Origin of the sequence: Helicobacter sp. (genome assembly GCF_017502485.1) — a bacterium.
Classification (GTDB): domain Bacteria; phylum Campylobacterota; class Campylobacteria; order Campylobacterales; family Helicobacteraceae; genus Helicobacter_B.
Window position 1 is genome coordinate 1 of the sequence record NZ_JAFVUX010000016.1, and the last position, 15,700, is coordinate 15,700.

Sequence of the window (15,700 nt, forward strand, 5' to 3'; positions counted from 1 at the left end):
ACCAAAAATAACAATATCGCGATCCAAACCACACTTTAAATTATGATAAAAGCTGGAATAAGAAAGCTAAATGCTATGAAATTTTGGGAAGCAGAATATTATAGATTCATTACTTAAATGTTGCTGAAAGGGATTGGAAAACCAAGCATTTAAATCACTCGACCCAAATTGCCACTTGCTACTACCTGATCAGCAAGAAGTGGAGTAAGCAAAGTTCGTGCTAATATAATAGCGTAGCTTTTCTGCTAAATCTGACATGCCAACTATGCTAGCATAAAACAACGCAAGCTCTCTTAATGCCAAGCCGCGATGATATTTTGCTTGATGACTTACCCTGCTAGGGAAATTTAGCGTGTAGTGGGGTAGTTTGATAGGATATGCCTTGACATATACCTGCGCGCGCAGATCAACAATCGTTTCATCTACCTCTGTAGATAAGAACTCATCTATCTCTTCTTGTTGAGCTTGATAAAGCTTACGCAAAGACAAAGTGCTAGACTTGTAATTCTGATTGAGATGATAGAAGGGCAGTCTATCGCTAGCACGCACAAGTCCAAATAAATTACTTGTAATGAGCACAGAATCCAGTAAGAATCCTTGCGCACTAGAATCTAAGCTACAAAAATCCAAAGCCTTATACGCCACGCCATTATACAACTCTATGGCTTGGATTCTAGGGGAGTCTAAAATCTCACTACAAAGCCCCAAAGTCTCTAAGCTAAGCCTCTTGGTGCCAAACACTTTGCATAGCTCATCATCTAAAGCATTTTGCAATGTGGATAAATATGACTGTATATGCGCATTGCGCGCATTCTTACCACCCCACATCATATCATCTATCAAACACACACCACGCTCATTACACTTAATAATCTCAGCAGGATTTTGCTTACTCTCGCTTGGGCTTAAAAGTATTTTCATTGTAACTCTTTTAGTGTATGATTGCGCACATTATACTGCATTGTCTAAAGGAAGTCACTAATGAAAGTCTTTATCATCTGTATCACAGGTATTTATCTGCTTGCCTTGGGGATTATCATAGGTGGGATCATCGCGTGTGGTGCGCTTATTGCACCTGTAATATTTAACGCTTCGCAATATCTTGCCGCTATTGAGATAGCAAATCCATCGGGTATAACACGCTATGCTTCGGGGATTTTAATGACAGAGATTTTTGTGCGCTTCAACTATCTACTCAATGCTATGGCAATTTTTATCCTTATGTATGAGCTGCTTGTCTTTAATATCTCATCAAAAAAATCTTTGTTTCTCTTGGGAGTTGGGATGTTTAGCGTGGTACTTATCTTTCTTTGTACGATGTATTACACACCAGTAATCATCGCCGCACAAGCTGATGGTGCGGCGATGACTGCCACAGAAGAGTTTGAAAGTATCCACACCCAAAGCGAAATGATCTTTCAGATTCTACTTATCTCATTAAGTACTTCGTTTTTATGGCGCGTATATCTCCTGTGCTTTAACTTACCAACTACGCCAAAATCGCGCAGGAAATAAATCTGCTAGTTTAGAATCTACCTTATCCGCGCATTCTACACGCTCATTTCATAGAGCTTTTTTCTCTCGCTTGAACTAGCGATATTAAGCTGCTGGCGGTATTTAGTGATGGTGCGACGCACGATTTTTAGCCCAAACTTTTGCTCAATCATCGATAAAATCTTGAGATCACTTAAAGGCTTTTTTTTGTTTTCATTTTTAATGATTTCAAGCAAAAAGTCTTTGATAGAAGCATTACTCACATCACCATCGATCGCCGTGGTAAAGAAACTCTTAATCGCAAACACACCGCGCGAGCATTCCAGATATTTGTTTGAAATAGCGCGTGAAATTGTGCTTGGTGCGTAGCCCAGCTCTTGAGCGATGTCCCTAAGCTTCATAGGTTTTATCTCTCCACCAGTAAAAAAGTCGTATTGATAATCCACAATCATTAACCCTACTTTTTTAATCGTAGCTTTCCTCATCTCAAGTGCATCGATTAAATCCTTTGCTTCTTTGACCTTAGATTTTATGTAGCCCTGATCGTTTGCTTGCGGATCTTTCTCAAACTGCCTATGAAACTGGTGATACTCAATAGCTACTTTATCAAGCGTTATGATTGGATAGCATTCATCATTAGTATGTACGATAATGTTGTTGTCTTCTTCATAAATGTATAAATCTGGGATTTTGTAGGCTTCTTCGTGGGCAAAGTCTAAAGCAGGGGGGTTTTTAAAACTGCGGATAATATGCATTGCTTCGTTGTATTTAGCATGTTTTTTAAAGGTGTGGTGCGTATCAAGCTTGGTGATGATCTGCTCACACAGCGCATAAGTTTCATTATCAGCTTCACTTACCTCTAGTTGGAAAAAAAAACTCTCCACCACATCTCTTGCCCCCACTCCCCTTGGTTCTAAGAAGCAAAATCGCTTGCGCACACTCTCATACTCTTGCACACTAACTTCTAGTCTTCTAGCCGCCAGCTCGATGTCTTCTTGAAAGTAGCCTTCTGCGCTAATACCATCTATAATATCAAAGGCGATCATTCTACTAAGCTCTGTGGGGAAAAGTGGAGGACAAATCTGGCGGTAAAGATTTTCATATAAGCTTTCTCGTGCAATTGTGAGCTGCTCGATTTTATCGCTATTACCAGCTCTCATGCTAGGATTTTGTGGGAGTCTGCGAAATGCCGAGCCAAAATCCTTACTTAAAGGAGATTGCAGTGTGATGAAAGGATTTTCTTTCACATATTCTTTCAAAATATCTTCTACTTCAAACAAATCACTTTGCAAAATGGGAAGCCAACTTTTCAGTGTAGTAGAAAGCTTGCCCTTGATGTTTTGTCGAAGTCTTGTACCACCAGCCACTGCCACGCTCTATCCTACGCCTTAAAATGCTCGCCCAAATAATACTTTCTCACAAGCGCATTGTCATAAATCTCTTTAGCATTACCACTTGCAAGCAATGTTCCTGATTTTATCACATACGCGCGATCACATACAGAGAGAGTCTCCCGCACATTATGGTCAGTAATAAGCACTCCAATCCCCATATCTGTGAGCGTGGTAATGATTTTTTGTATATCGATTACTGCGATGGGATCAACACCAGCGAAAGGCTCATCCAGCAAGATAAATTTAGGTTCCTTGATAAGTGCGCGTGCAATCTCTACGCGTCTTCTCTCTCCACCAGATAAGCTAAGTCCCTTGCGGGCGCGAATAGGCTCAATATTAAAAGCCTCCAGCATTTGCTCAATCTTATGCTGCCTAGCCTTAGGGGAGTTGAAAGTCGCTTCTGCGGCGAGAGCTAGATTATCCTCCACACTTAAATCCTTAAAAATACTAGATTCTTGTGGTAAATAGCCTATGCCCATATTAGATCGTTTGTGTAAAGGCTGCTTGGCAAGGCTCTTGCCATCAAGCAGCACATCACCACTGCTTGGCTGCAATAATCCGCAAATCATATAAAAAGTCGTAGTTTTTCCCGCTCCGTTTGGTCCAAGTAGCCCAACTACTTCCCCACTTTTCACCATAATGGAAACATCATTGACGATTTTGGTCTTTTTGATATGTTTGGCAAGCTGTTTGGCTTCTAAGATGTGCTGCCCTTGTGCTATATCCTGTGTAGGCACATTTCCCCTTTATGTTTAGCTTGAGTATTGTATAGTCTCTTGACTTAAACTTCAAACCTGCGCATATATTTCATAGATTCTATCACTCTGTCTAGTTACTAGAATCTTCACTAGCATACAGGCAAAGCCAGAATCTAGCAGCAAAGGTAATAGCTCCTCCCCCCACTCAATGCAATGCACCCCACTCTCGCTAAGCCAATCTAAAAGCCCAAGCTGTAGCACTTCAGTACTTGTGCGCTGATATAAGTCATAGTGATACACTCCCCCATAATCGTGCATTAGCATAAAGGTTGGCGAAGTAGCTTGCGCACTAGAATCTGTTTTACTAGATTCTAGGCTAGAGTGCTTTATATTTGTGAGAAGTGCTTGCGTAAGAGCTGTTTTCCCACTGCCCACCAAACCACTTAAAATAATCACATCTATACCTAAGCTTAAAATCTCTTCTGCCACAGCTTGTAGCTCATCTTGTGTGGCGTGGATCTGTTTATAGAGCTTAAGAGTCATTGTGCGTAGGTGCTTCTACAATCATACTTGTTACACCAAAGTGCTGCTTAATCCCATCAATAAGCGCTTGGTTCTTGTCTTTAAAAGCTTGGGTCATATAGTCTTTTTGTGGTAGATTTGACACGCTTGGATTTAGCTCATTGAAGGCTTCTTGTGAAAGTGGATTCTGTGATCCCTGCGTAACGCCCTCTTCTTGCTCCATATTCCCACGATCCCAAGGCACTTCCTCATATACTGCATCACTAATACGATCTGGGTAGATCTCTTGTGTGCTATATAAAATCAAATCACTCGGCTTAAGTTTTTTAGATTCTATGGGTTGTGGCGGGGTAGAATCTGGAGAGAGCGACTGCGAGATAGTAGAATTTCCTAGGCTGGATTCTAGCGCATTAGGATCTTTTAAGCGAGAGTCCTTTGGGTTAGGATCTAGGGGGACTTTTGGTGCTTGTGTAGAAATGCTAATGGACTCTTGCAGCTGGCTTAGTCCTGTAGCTTTGGTCTGTGCAGACTCTATACTTGCATTAGTCTTGGAGGCTTGTGAGGTATTTTTAATCGTTATTTGGGATTGGCTATGTGGGGCGAAAACCTCTTGTACAAATTCCCTAATTAACCCAAAATGCTGACGCAATAGATCTTTATCCTGCTCATCTCCACTACTTTCCCAAAGCAGTGTTGCGCTCTGGCTAGGGCTTGGAGCCTGGATAAACTGCTTAAAAGTAATGGCACGCTTAAATGCCTCCCCAAGCTCATATGAGCGATCGGAAATTTTGCTTACAAGCTGGCTAAAAGTCTGCTCATAAATGTCCGTAGCTTTAAGGCTTTGAGTAGAATCTAGTGCCACTTCACTAAGCTCCTTGCTGGGCTGCTGCGCAGGGGTGGGTGCGACAGGAGAGCTTTGCTTAGGGCTTGAAATGCTTGGGGCTTGCGCGAGAGTGGATTCTAGCACACTAATGGCCTCGCTAATATCTTGTAGCTTCGTTGCCTCACGCATTTTTAAGCTCATTAGCAATAACACAAACGCACCATCAGGATTAAGATTTAATAGACTCTTTGCTTGACTTAAAATCCCCAAAAATCGATCAATCACAAGCAGAGAAAAATCCTTACTCCCGCTTAAAAGCATATCTTTGAGAAAAATTAACATCTCATCAATGATCATCTCGCATTCATACTCGCCCAAAATCTCCAAAGCGGAGACAATTCCTTGCTCATCATCGTGCATAATACTTGAGAAAAAATCGCGCAAATTCTTAGGATCGACAATGCCTAGCATTTGAGCCACTTGCTCTATAGTTAAATATTTATCGCAGTAGTTAATTGCCTGATCGGTAAGTGTAAGCGTATCTCGCAGGCTACCTCCACCGCTACGCGCAATAATATCAAGCGCGCCTATTTCATAGCCAACCTCCTCTTTTTGTAAGATCATCTCCAGATGTGCAATCACAGCTTTATGTGCAATCTTTTTAAAGCGAAAATGCTGAGTGCGACTTAGGATAGTTGCTGGAAGCTTAAGCGGATCAGTAGTAGCTAGGATAAACTTCACATACTCCGGTGGCTCTTCAAGTGTTTTTAGCAAGGCATTGAATGCTTCTTTTGTGAGCATATGCACTTCATCAATGATAAAAATCTTAAACCTAGACATTGTGGGGACATATTTTGTCTGCTCAATTAAATCGCGGACACTATCGATGCTACGATTTGAAGCAGCATCCATCTCGATAATATCAATATTTCTCCCATCTAGTGTAGCGAGACAGATCGCACACTCTCCACAAGGCGTACTCGTAGGTCCCTTTTCACATTCTAGTGCGCGCGCAAAGATTCTAGCTGAGCTTGTCTTGCCACTGCCACGCAAGCCGCTAAACAAATAAGCATGCACTATGCGATCCTTGTCCAATGCCATAGAGAGAGTTTGTGAAATAGTCTCTTGCCCAACCAAATCACTAAAGAGCTTTGGGCGATACTTCAGCGATAAAGCTAATGAACTCATAGTGCTCCTTATACTTATTTGGCAAATGTCTTATTGCGCGAAGTGATATAGAGATAGATGGCATTGATCTCTTCATCTGTTAAATTATATTTAGGCATTACACCGCTATCTTTACCTAGAGCGATTTTAAAGGCATCAAAGGCGAGATTATTGATCCGAGGAACAATGATATGTCGCTGCTTGCCTTTATGGACATAGGAAGCTAGCAAAGTTTCTTCACCATCTTTGCCATGGCATTTAATGCAACCTATCCCTCGTGGATTCTCATAGAGATTTGTGCCATACTCTTGGGGTGTGATGAAACTCTCTAAATCCTGACTAGATTCTTGGCTACTATCTTGTGGGCTAGATTCTACCTCTTGTATGACAGATTCTAAGGCGGTTCCTATCCCAGCAGCCCCTAAGCTAGAATCCGCTTGCGCTAGAGTATGCCAAGCTAGTAGCAGTACACAAGCGCGGTAGGACTTTTTCATAGTAATCATTCTGCCTTTAAGATTTTTCAAGTATAATAACATACTTTTTCAAATCCGCCGTTGCTGGCATACAAAGGCATTTAATGACCCTACTAGATGGTAAATCGCTCTCTACTCATATCCAAGCAACTATACAATCCCAAGTTATAACCCTACCCAGAGCACCAAAGCTTGTCGTAATCCTAGTAGGCGATGATGCCCCATCTATAGCATATGTTACGATGAAAGCAAAAGCCTGCAAAAATGCTGGGATTGATGGCAGTGTGTTAAAACTCCCAGAATCCACTCAAGAAAGTGAGTTGCTAGCATCTATTCACAAACTAAACATTGATGAGAATGTCGATGGGATCTTAGTGCAGCTCCCACTGCCAAAGCATATCAATACTGCCAAGATCCTAGAATCTATCACTCCAGAAAAGGATGTCGATGGATTCCACCCACTTAATGTCGGCAGAATCCAAACAAACACACAAGTAGATTCTAGCTTCGCTCCTGCGACTCCACTGGGAGTTATGAGGCTTTTGGAGCATTATCACATTAACCCCAAGGGCAAAAATGTCACAATCATTGGGGCAAGCAATATCGTAGGCAAGCCCCTAGCCACACTTATGCACAATGCGTGCGCGACTATCAGTCTCTGTCATATTTACACACAAGACATTAGCCTTTATACCAAAAATGCGGATATTGTGTGCGTGGGTGTGGGCAAGCCTAATCTCTTGCGTGCAGAAATGGTACAAGATGGCGTGGTGGTAGTTGATATAGGGATCAATCGCTTAGAATCTGGCAAACTCATAGGCGATGTTGATTTTGAAAATGTCGTAAAAAAGGCAAGTTTCATCACTCCTGTACCCGGAGGTGTAGGACCGATGACTATTGCAAGCCTACTAGAAAATACGCTGAAAGCCTATCGCTTACGCTCTCTATCTCAATAATGAAGGATCTACTACTATGAAAGCTTTTTTTGCTACTTTAGTGCGCTTTAGCTCTAGCTGGACAGGGACAATCGTCATTGTGCTATTGTTGATATTTTTTATCGCACAGGCTTTCACAATCCCATCTCGCTCAATGGTAGGGACATTGTATGAAGGAGATTTTTTGTTTGTAAAAAAGTTCAGCTATGGAGTCCCAATTCCTAGAATCCCTTGGATAGAGCTACCTGTATTCCCAGATCTTAAAGGCAATGGTCATATCATTGAGGGAGCTCGTCCGCAAAGAGGTGATATAGTTGTTTTTATCCCTCCACACAGCCCTAAGCAATATTATGTCAAACGCACCTTTGCTGTTGGTGGCGATGAAGTGGTATTCACACCCAAAGGGCTATATCTGCACCCAAGAGAGGGTAACGACTATGTACTAGAGCATTATAAAGACGAAAATCTCATAGAAGTAGGTGGCAAGATCTTTGTCTTTGACCCATATTTTGCCAAACACTTTGGCGTTAATAACCACGGCGGGCATTCGGCATTTTTTGAGATGAGCGCACTCTATCAGGGCACTTTGCTTGCTAATAAATCGCCATATCAATACACGCAAGAAAAGCGCGGAATCGCTATGGAGCCCATAATCCACAATGAGCAAATTGAGTTTTTCCGCACAAGAATCGCTGAAGATGAGTTTTTTATGATCGGGGATAATCGCAACAATAGCGAAGATTCTCGATTTTGGGGAAGTGTGCCCTATAAAAATATCATCGGTAAGCCGTGGTTTACTTACTTTAGTATGAATCTAGCTGGTAGTATAGAATCTGGTGCGACCCATGACACTAGACAGCGATATAGTGTCCGCTGGGAGAGAATGTTTAAGGGAATAGATGGATTGGAAGAGCTTGCTAGAATCCACGCAAATGATCATAACCAACCACCTATGTCAATCGCATCTGATACATCTAGGCAGATCTCTATGCGCACACTAGATTCTAAATAAGCTGCTAGATTCTAGATGAGTATGGATATTACACAATACACTTTGCAAATCTCTGTAATGATCCTAGCCTTGCTTATAAGCATCGTTGGACATGAGATTATGCATGGGCTTGTGGCTTACCACTATGGAGACTCTACTGCCAAGTATGCTGGACGACTTAGCATCAATCCTATCAAACACATTGATGTGGTAGGCTCTATCATCGTCCCTGCTGTGTTGTTTATCGCGCAAGCCCCATTTCTCTTTGGCTGGGCAAAGCCTGTGCCAATTGATATTCGTAGCATTATCCAGAATCGAGGCTATGGAGCTGCCATCGGTGTGGCTCTAGCGGGTGTGAGCTATAATCTAGCCCTAGCTCTCTTTGCATCATTACTACTCTTTAGCGGGGTGCTTGATCTTAGTATGCAAAGCCTTTTTAGCAGCATTGCCACATTGCTCTTGCTCTATCTTATTCAATACAATGTCATACTCTTTATCTTTAACCTCCTGCCGATCCCTCCGCTTGATGGATCACAAGCCCTACTCTTTGGTGCGCTTAAATTTAAACTCTATAAAGTTACTAGTTTCCTAGAATCTATCGCCCCTTATGGAATGCTCATTGTCTTTGTAATATTATTTATCCCAACTTTATCTAGCATTTTATTTTATCCTGCTACAATGCTTATGCGATTTTTACTACCACTTTAGAGAGAGATGATGATTTTTATAGCTTCTGATCACGCTGGATTCTCACTTAAGCACTTTGTCAAGCAGTGGCTTTTGCAAAATGGCTATGAGGTCTGCGATCTAGGCGTAGATAAACAAGAGCGAGTAGATTACCCTGATTATGCCAAGTTGCTTTGCGATCGTCTGCTTGAGATAGGCGAACAGGCAAAGGGGGTATTAATCTGTGGCAGTGGCATAGGTATGAGTATGAGTGCCAATAGATTTGCGGGCATTCGCGCTGCTCTTTGCACAAGTGCCTATATGGCACAGATCACGCGCAAGCATAATGACGCTAATGTCCTATGCCTTGGAGCGCGCATAAGTGGTGAGGGCGAGGTAGAATCTATGCTTGAAGCATTTTTTCACACAGATTTTGAAGGTGGGAGACATACCTGCCGCATAGGGAAACTCGATAGGAGCTAGTATGGATTTGGCATTAAAGTGGTTTGCTGGCACGATTTTTGTCTTGTTTGTCTTATATATGGTGTCCAAAACAATGTTTTATAAATCAGTGGCAAGAAAAGCTGAGCATAATGCCGCTGCGATGAAGCTCACGCTCCAAGAAGCGGAAATTCTTATCCAAAAACATCAACTACAACTACAGAGAGCATTAGGGAATATTGATATTCTCACCCAAGAGATGAATTCCTTGCGTAATGAGATAAAAACACTCAAGCAGCGCAACTCACAATACCGCGTAGAGACAGATAAATACCGCACGCGCATAAAAGACTTAGAGCAAAAAATCGAAGCCCTACTCTAATCTACACACAAAGGAACTCTATGTCAAACACACTCACACTGCAAGATATTAGCACACAAGTCCGTGATGCCCTGCGCGAGATCCCCGACTATCCAAAGCCCGGAATCTTATTTTATGACATTACCACCATCTTAGAAAATGCCAAATGCTTACACGATGTTATTGCCTTTTGGAAAGCACGCTATATTGATCAAAATATCACACATATTGTAGGGATAGAATCTAGGGGTTTTACCTTTGGCTCTGCACTAGCTTACGCGCTAGGAGTAGGCTTTATCCCCGTGAGAAAAAAGGGCAAGCTCCCATCTGCAACCTACTCGCAAGACTATGAACTAGAGTACGGCACCGATACACTTGAAATCCACGCTGATGCCTTTGCAAGCACACTAGATTCTGGCAAAAAGGCTCGTGTCGTGCTTGTAGATGACTTGCTAGCCACTGGTGGAACAGCTGCTGCTAGCATTAAGCTCATTGAAAAAACTGGTGGAGAATGCGTAGAAGCGTGTTTTTTAATCCGCTTAAGAGAACTAAATGGAGACAAAAAGCTCACAACTCCATTTATGAACATATTGGACTGCTAATGAAGCATATCAAAGAGCATTACAAAAGCATTCTTATTGGTAGTTTTATCCTAGCCTTAGTTGGTGGAGTAGCCTACTATATGATACACTCTAACTTCTCCTTAGAAGAAGTGATTGTCAGTCTTTGGAAAAGCTATGTAGCGGACTGGGGCTATGTGATTTTGTTTTGCTGGAGTATTTTAGAGGGCGAGCTTGGACTGATCTTTGCCGGGATTGCCAGCCACACTGGAGATTTAAATGTATGGCTTGCGATTTTTGTCGCAGGACTTGGTGGGTTTGTAGGGGATCAAATCTACTTTTACATTGGTCGTTTTAACAAGGGTTACATACAAGCACATCTGTCAAAGCAACGGCGCAAGCTGGCACTAGCACATTTACTTTTGCAAAAATACGGCTGGAGCATTATTTTTATCCAGCGATATATGTATGGTATGCGCACCATTATCCCTATAAGTATAGGGCTTACACGCTACTCTGCGCTAAAATTTGCCATCATCAATCTTATCAGTGCGTGGGTGTGGGCAGCCATTACTATTTTGCTTGCGTGGATATTTGGAGATAAGATTTTAGAATTTTTACAGCTATTTAAGGAGCACCCTTATATCTTTGTTATCTTTGCTTGCGCGTTGCTTGGCGGAGCTTGGTGGTTTCTCTCATCACGCACACACAAGATTGACAAAAAAATCGACAAACTCCAAAACCAAATTACCAAAACTACTCAAAAGGATCTGTAATGCTAAAAATTTCTGCGCATAAAGAGTCTTTTACACAGCTTAAAGCTGATGTTGCTATCGTGCTTGTTGTTAATAAAAAGACGAAGCACAAGTGGATTGATCAAGAGTTTTTACACGCGCTTGATTATCAAGCAAAATCTCCGCTCTATCATCAGCAGGCAAAAACACTCTACATTCCGCTAGAGTCACTTGATGTAGATTCGATGCGCGAAGCTGGGGCTACTACTACAAGAGTTCTTAAATCCTACCCATTTAAAAGTGCGAAAATTGGATTCTACACGCAAGATAGCAAGCACAATAGTGATGCTGTTATGCTTGCTTACGCGCTAGGCGCAATGCTTGGAAGTTATAGCTTTGACAAGTTTTTAAGCAAAAAGCAGCCAAGCGCACTGCGTGAGATTTTCATTAGCCTAGAATCTTACACCACGCATTCTACAAGTGCCACAAAGGAGCGTGCCCAGCAGTTTTCCAAACGACTTGATGAGATGAAAATTATCGCACACTCTGTGGATATAGCGCGTGATCTCGTCAATACCCCACCGCAAATTGCTACGCCAAAATACCTAGCCAACTACGCCCAAAATCTTACTAAAGATACCACCCTATCGTGCAAGATTCTAAAAAAACAGGAGCTAAAGAAGCAAAAAATGGGTGCATACCTAGCTGTGGCTAAAGCCTCAAGCAAATCCCCACGCCTAATTCACCTAAGCTACAAGCCCAAAAACCCAAAGAAAAAGGTCGTGCTAGTGGGCAAGGGGCTTACCTATGATAGCGGTGGACTAAGTCTCAAGCCAAGTGATTATATGGTAACGATGAAGGCTGATAAAAGTGGCGGTTGCGCGGTACTAGGTATTATGAATGCTGTGGCAAAGCTAGAGCTAGATATTGAGATACACGGCATTATCGGCGCATGTGAAAATATGATTGGTGGCAATGCCTATAAACCGGATGATGTGCTTATTTCACGAGAGGGCAAAAGCATAGAAATAGGCAATACTGATGCTGAAGGACGGCTTGTGCTAGCAGACTGCCTGAGCTATGCGCAAGACTTAGAGCCTGATGTACTCCTTGATTTTGCGACACTTACAGGAGCTTGTGTTGTGGGACTTGGAGAATATACAAGCGGTGTGATGGGCTACAATCAAAAGCTCCAGCTTGACTTTACCCAAAGTGCGCTAGATTCTGGTGAGCTAGTGGCTATCTTGCCCTTTAACCGCCATATCAAAAAACTTATGGAATCTAAAATCGCTGATGTGAGCAATGTTAGCTCATCGCGCTATGGCGGAGCGATTAGTGCAGGAATGTTTTTAGGTGAGTTTATCCGAGAATCCTACAAGGATAAGTGGCTGCATATCGACATCGCTGGACCGGCGTTTGTAACCAAAGAATGGGATATTAACCCCTATGGTGCAAGTGGGGCTGGTGTGCGTATGGGCATACAATTCCTTAGCGATTTAAGCCGAAGGAGTAAGTAAAATATGGGACTCTCTGTCGGTATTGTGGGCTTGCCTAATGTCGGCAAATCCACCACCTTTAATGCCCTAACTAAAGCCCAAAATGCTCAAGCGGCAAACTATCCTTTTTGCACCATAGAACCTAATAAGGCAATTGTGGAAGTACCAGACCCTAGGCTTTTGGAGCTTGCCAAAATCGTACAACCAAAGCGCATTATGCACTCTCAAGTGGAATTTGTTGATATTGCAGGGCTTGTGAGAGGGGCAAGCAAGGGAGAGGGCTTAGGGAATCAGTTTTTGTCCAATATCAAAGAAGCCGATGCGATCTTGCACATTGTGCGCTGCTTTGAAGATGATGATATAACTCATGTGGAAAACCGCATTGACCCTATCGCAGATATTGAGATTATCGAGCTAGAACTTGTATTAGCAGATATTGCGAGTGTGCAAAAGCGCATTGCCAAGCTCGAGAAAGAAAGCAAAGCCCAAAAAGGCGCGAATGCTATGCTAGAGCTAGCTAGATCGCTACTTGCCCACCTAGAATCTAACCAACTAGCTAGTAGCTTCTCGCAAAGAGAGTCCCAAGATTTTATCGCGCTTAATAAAGAGTTACGACTCCTTAGTGCTAAGCAAGTAATCTATGGTGCAAATGTCGATGAAAGTGCGCTAGATCAAGATAATGAGTTTGTAAAAAAAGTGCGAGAGTATGGTGCAAATAGGGGGGCTGGAGTGATTAAACTCTGCGCGAAGCTTGAAGAAGAAATGATAGGCTTGGAAGAGCAGGAGAAAGCAGAGTTGCTTGCATCACTTGGCTGTGTAGAATCTGGATTGGAGCAAATTATCCGCACAAGCTTTTATACACTGGGACTTATTAGCTACTTTACTGCTGGGGTGCAGGAAGTGCGCTCTTGGACAATTAGAAATGGTACTAAAGCCCCACAAGCGGCAGCTGTGATACATAATGACTTTGAAAAAGGCTTTATCCGCGCTGAGACAATCGCGTATGAAGACTTCGTGCGCTATGGTGGAGAAGCGAAGGCGAAAGAAGCAGGAGCTATGCGCGCTGAGGGCAAGGACTACATTGTCCAAGATGGCGATATTTTGCATTTTAGATTTAATGTCTAATTATGGAGAATTTACAGGATTTACTCCTTGAAAGCATTGTATTTGCTCTAATCTTCATAGGGTTACTTGTCTATCGCGCCACATTAAAAAAATAATTAAACAAAACTCTATGCATATAATACATAGAGTTTGAATACAATGTACCCTAAAACCTATCGAACAATTTGGTTATGTGGCAACACCTTATAGATATAATCGTGTATAGGTAGTTTAAATATATTAGCATTGTTATATAGAGATTCTCTAAGCATTTGCTTATGTCCAAATATCGCTTTAATAATAGGCTTAAGTCCTACATATGGTAACCCAAATGCACTGCTCTTATACACAAGCTCATATCTCTGCCCCATTTGCTTAAGATATGCAGAATCTACCATTTTACTTGTACTGGAATTAAGCACAATGTAATCTCCACTTGCAAGCTTAGATTCATCAAACAATATAGAAACATTATGGGTGTCATAAAGCTCCTTGAGATAAGTGTCAAAATAGCCCCAATACCAAGTCGCATACATCTTTCTATCTTCTCCATTTCCATCAAAATATAAACGCAGGCTGGGCTGCGCTTTAGCCTCTTTAGCAATAAATCCAAGTGCAGAGTGGAGCTTGACTCCCTCGCTTTTGAGGAAAGCAAAGGTATTAACGCCAATAGGGGCAGTATTGATTGCAAAAATGATTAAACAAATAAGACTTAAAAGCTTAAAAAAGAGTAATCTAATATAATTGCGTACAAGAAGAAAATACATCACCGCGCTAAAACTTATAATATAAAGAGGTATAAGATAGTAATTCTCAAAAAGCTTGAGCTTCAAAAATGTGCCTAAATATAGCAGTGCGCAAATCATCAAAACATCATAGGGTAGCACAATGGGCGATTTTCTATACACAATACGATAGATTCTATACAACACAAGCGATGGCAGTAAAACAAATAGCAAAATATCATTGCTAGCAAGGTTAAACAATCCCTTTAGTATAATAAACCACTCTTCTTGAGCATTATCAAATGTATTGCGACTATATATGCTAGTGATTTTTGGATAAATGGCAACAAAATAGATACACAAATACACTGCTGCACTTATGATAAGCGAGATATAATAAACTAGAATCCACTTTGCATATTGACGATACGCGCTTACAAATAAACCAAAGATTCCAAAGCAAGCTATCATCAAAAATGTCGGCTCTTTATAGTATATCGCGATATTTGCGCTTACAAAGCCCACGATCGCATACAAAACAGTAGGCTTAGTGCAAAATGCCAAACTAGATAAGACAAACAAGCTTAAAAATAGCATTTGCAATCGCTCTGGATAACAGATCCCAACCATTGTTGTAACAAATCCGGGGTGAAGCAAAATAAGCAGTAAAACAACAATCCTCGCCCACAGCGCACTTAAGCCTAAAACCATCTGCGAGATGCTCCACACCACAAAGCCTAATAACAACACCACAAGAGCATTAAATATAAAAAACAAATACGGATTTGTTGAAATTAGCATAAGGAGATTTAAGTCAAGCGATGCAAGAGGGAAGAATCGCCCAGATTCTGGACTATAACCATTAAAGATAGGGCGCAGATGATAAACATCAAGCCACATCCAAATATCATCTAAATTAAATGTGTAGCGCGCATAAATGATCATAAGGACACAATAAACAAAAAGAATGGAAAAATACAGAAAAAATACGCGCTTATATGTAGAGCTAGATTCTAGCTCCCCCCCCCCGTTTTACACAGAGCCTGCTTGTTGTGTTGTCCTGCATAGCCATCCTTTGTTTTTAAGCTTGGATTATAACACTTTGTGCCTTTGTCT

17 protein-coding genes are annotated in these 15,700 nt (G+C 41.7%); 10 read left to right on the top strand and 7 right to left on the bottom strand.

What is annotated here, in order from left to right; genetic code table 11:
* Nucleotides 1-189 precede the first annotated feature (189 nt).
* Nucleotides 190-921 carry a peroxide stress protein YaaA gene (gene yaaA / locus IKB69_RS03080; RefSeq protein ID WP_290945989.1) on the bottom strand — a complete coding sequence of 244 codons (732 nt, stop codon included), beginning with the start codon at nucleotides 919-921 and terminating at the stop codon, nucleotides 190-192.
* 60 nt (nucleotides 922-981) lie between these two features.
* Here yaaA and IKB69_RS03085 point away from each other — a divergent pair, with 60 nt between their 5' ends.
* The gene (locus IKB69_RS03085) at nucleotides 982-1,515 is read left to right on the top strand and encodes a DUF4149 domain-containing protein (RefSeq protein ID WP_290945992.1); all 534 of its coding nucleotides are present in this window, start codon (nucleotides 982-984) and stop codon (nucleotides 1,513-1,515) included.
* Between the two features lie 35 nt (nucleotides 1,516-1,550).
* Here the strand turns inward: IKB69_RS03085 and IKB69_RS03090 are convergent, their stop codons facing one another.
* From IKB69_RS03090 to IKB69_RS09135, 5 genes are all read right to left on the bottom strand, one after another.
* Complete coding sequence (locus IKB69_RS03090; RefSeq protein ID WP_290945994.1) at nucleotides 1,551-2,867, bottom strand: RNA polymerase factor sigma-54; 1,317 nt, start codon at nucleotides 2,865-2,867, stop codon at nucleotides 1,551-1,553.
* Between the two features lie 8 nt (nucleotides 2,868-2,875).
* Nucleotides 2,876-3,592, bottom strand: coding sequence for an LPS export ABC transporter ATP-binding protein (gene lptB, locus IKB69_RS03095; protein WP_290946152.1), 717 nt, complete (start codon nucleotides 3,590-3,592; stop codon nucleotides 2,876-2,878).
* An 84-nt stretch (nucleotides 3,593-3,676) separates the two neighbouring features.
* Nucleotides 3,677-4,129, bottom strand: coding sequence for a tRNA (adenosine(37)-N6)-threonylcarbamoyltransferase complex ATPase subunit type 1 TsaE (tsaE, locus tag IKB69_RS03100; RefSeq protein WP_290945996.1), 453 nt, complete (start codon nucleotides 4,127-4,129; stop codon nucleotides 3,677-3,679).
* Nucleotides 4,119-6,119, bottom strand: a complete 2,001-nt coding sequence (locus IKB69_RS03105; RefSeq protein WP_290945998.1) for a DNA polymerase III subunit gamma/tau — start codon at nucleotides 6,117-6,119, stop codon at nucleotides 4,119-4,121. Before IKB69_RS03105 ends, tsaE begins: the two co-directional genes overlap by 11 nt.
* A gap of 14 nt (nucleotides 6,120-6,133) precedes the next feature.
* Nucleotides 6,134-6,592 carry a cytochrome c gene (locus IKB69_RS09135; protein ID WP_363240144.1) on the bottom strand — a complete coding sequence of 153 codons (459 nt, stop codon included), beginning with the start codon at nucleotides 6,590-6,592 and terminating at the stop codon, nucleotides 6,134-6,136.
* An 83-nt stretch (nucleotides 6,593-6,675) separates the two neighbouring features.
* Between IKB69_RS09135 and folD the strand changes: the two genes are divergently transcribed.
* Genes folD through ychF form a run of 9 tightly spaced genes read left to right on the top strand, consistent with a single transcriptional unit; the run spans nucleotide 6,676 to nucleotide 13,880 of the window.
* The gene (gene folD / locus IKB69_RS03115; protein WP_290946000.1) at nucleotides 6,676-7,527 is read left to right on the top strand and encodes a bifunctional methylenetetrahydrofolate dehydrogenase/methenyltetrahydrofolate cyclohydrolase FolD; all 852 of its coding nucleotides are present in this window, start codon (nucleotides 6,676-6,678) and stop codon (nucleotides 7,525-7,527) included.
* Between the two features lie 16 nt (nucleotides 7,528-7,543).
* Complete coding sequence (gene lepB, locus IKB69_RS03120) at nucleotides 7,544-8,518, top strand: signal peptidase I (RefSeq protein ID WP_290946002.1); 975 nt, start codon at nucleotides 7,544-7,546, stop codon at nucleotides 8,516-8,518.
* 21 nt (nucleotides 8,519-8,539) lie between these two features.
* Nucleotides 8,540-9,205: a site-2 protease family protein gene (locus IKB69_RS03125; RefSeq protein WP_290946005.1), complete on the top strand. Its 666-nt coding sequence runs from the start codon at nucleotides 8,540-8,542 to the stop codon at nucleotides 9,203-9,205.
* Nucleotides 9,206-9,211: 6 nt separating this feature from the next.
* Nucleotides 9,212-9,646, top strand: a complete 435-nt coding sequence (rpiB, locus tag IKB69_RS03130; RefSeq protein ID WP_290946007.1) for a ribose 5-phosphate isomerase B — start codon at nucleotides 9,212-9,214, stop codon at nucleotides 9,644-9,646.
* A gap of 1 nt (nucleotide 9,647) precedes the next feature.
* Complete coding sequence (locus IKB69_RS03135) at nucleotides 9,648-9,986, top strand: hypothetical protein (protein WP_115011649.1); 339 nt, start codon at nucleotides 9,648-9,650, stop codon at nucleotides 9,984-9,986.
* Nucleotides 9,987-10,006: 20 nt separating this feature from the next.
* Nucleotides 10,007-10,567: an adenine phosphoribosyltransferase gene (gene apt / locus IKB69_RS03140; protein WP_290946011.1), complete on the top strand. Its 561-nt coding sequence runs from the start codon at nucleotides 10,007-10,009 to the stop codon at nucleotides 10,565-10,567.
* The gene (locus IKB69_RS03145) at nucleotides 10,567-11,301 is read left to right on the top strand and encodes a DedA family protein (RefSeq protein ID WP_290946013.1); all 735 of its coding nucleotides are present in this window, start codon (nucleotides 10,567-10,569) and stop codon (nucleotides 11,299-11,301) included. Before apt ends, IKB69_RS03145 begins: the two co-directional genes overlap by 1 nt.
* Nucleotides 11,301-12,776, top strand: a complete 1,476-nt coding sequence (locus IKB69_RS03150) for a leucyl aminopeptidase (protein WP_290946015.1) — start codon at nucleotides 11,301-11,303, stop codon at nucleotides 12,774-12,776. The genes IKB69_RS03145 and IKB69_RS03150 overlap by 1 nt, the downstream gene beginning before the upstream one ends.
* A gap of 3 nt (nucleotides 12,777-12,779) precedes the next feature.
* Entirely contained in the window at nucleotides 12,780-13,880 is a 1,101-nt protein-coding gene (gene ychF, locus IKB69_RS03155; RefSeq protein WP_290946017.1) for a redox-regulated ATPase YchF, read from the top strand.
* A gap of 152 nt (nucleotides 13,881-14,032) precedes the next feature.
* On the opposite strand, the gene IKB69_RS03160 is transcribed toward ychF, so the two are convergent.
* On the bottom strand, nucleotides 14,033-15,529 hold the full coding sequence (locus IKB69_RS03160) for a hypothetical protein (protein ID WP_290946018.1): 1,497 nt from the start codon (nucleotides 15,527-15,529) through the stop codon (nucleotides 14,033-14,035).
* Nucleotides 15,530-15,700 lie beyond the last annotated feature (171 nt).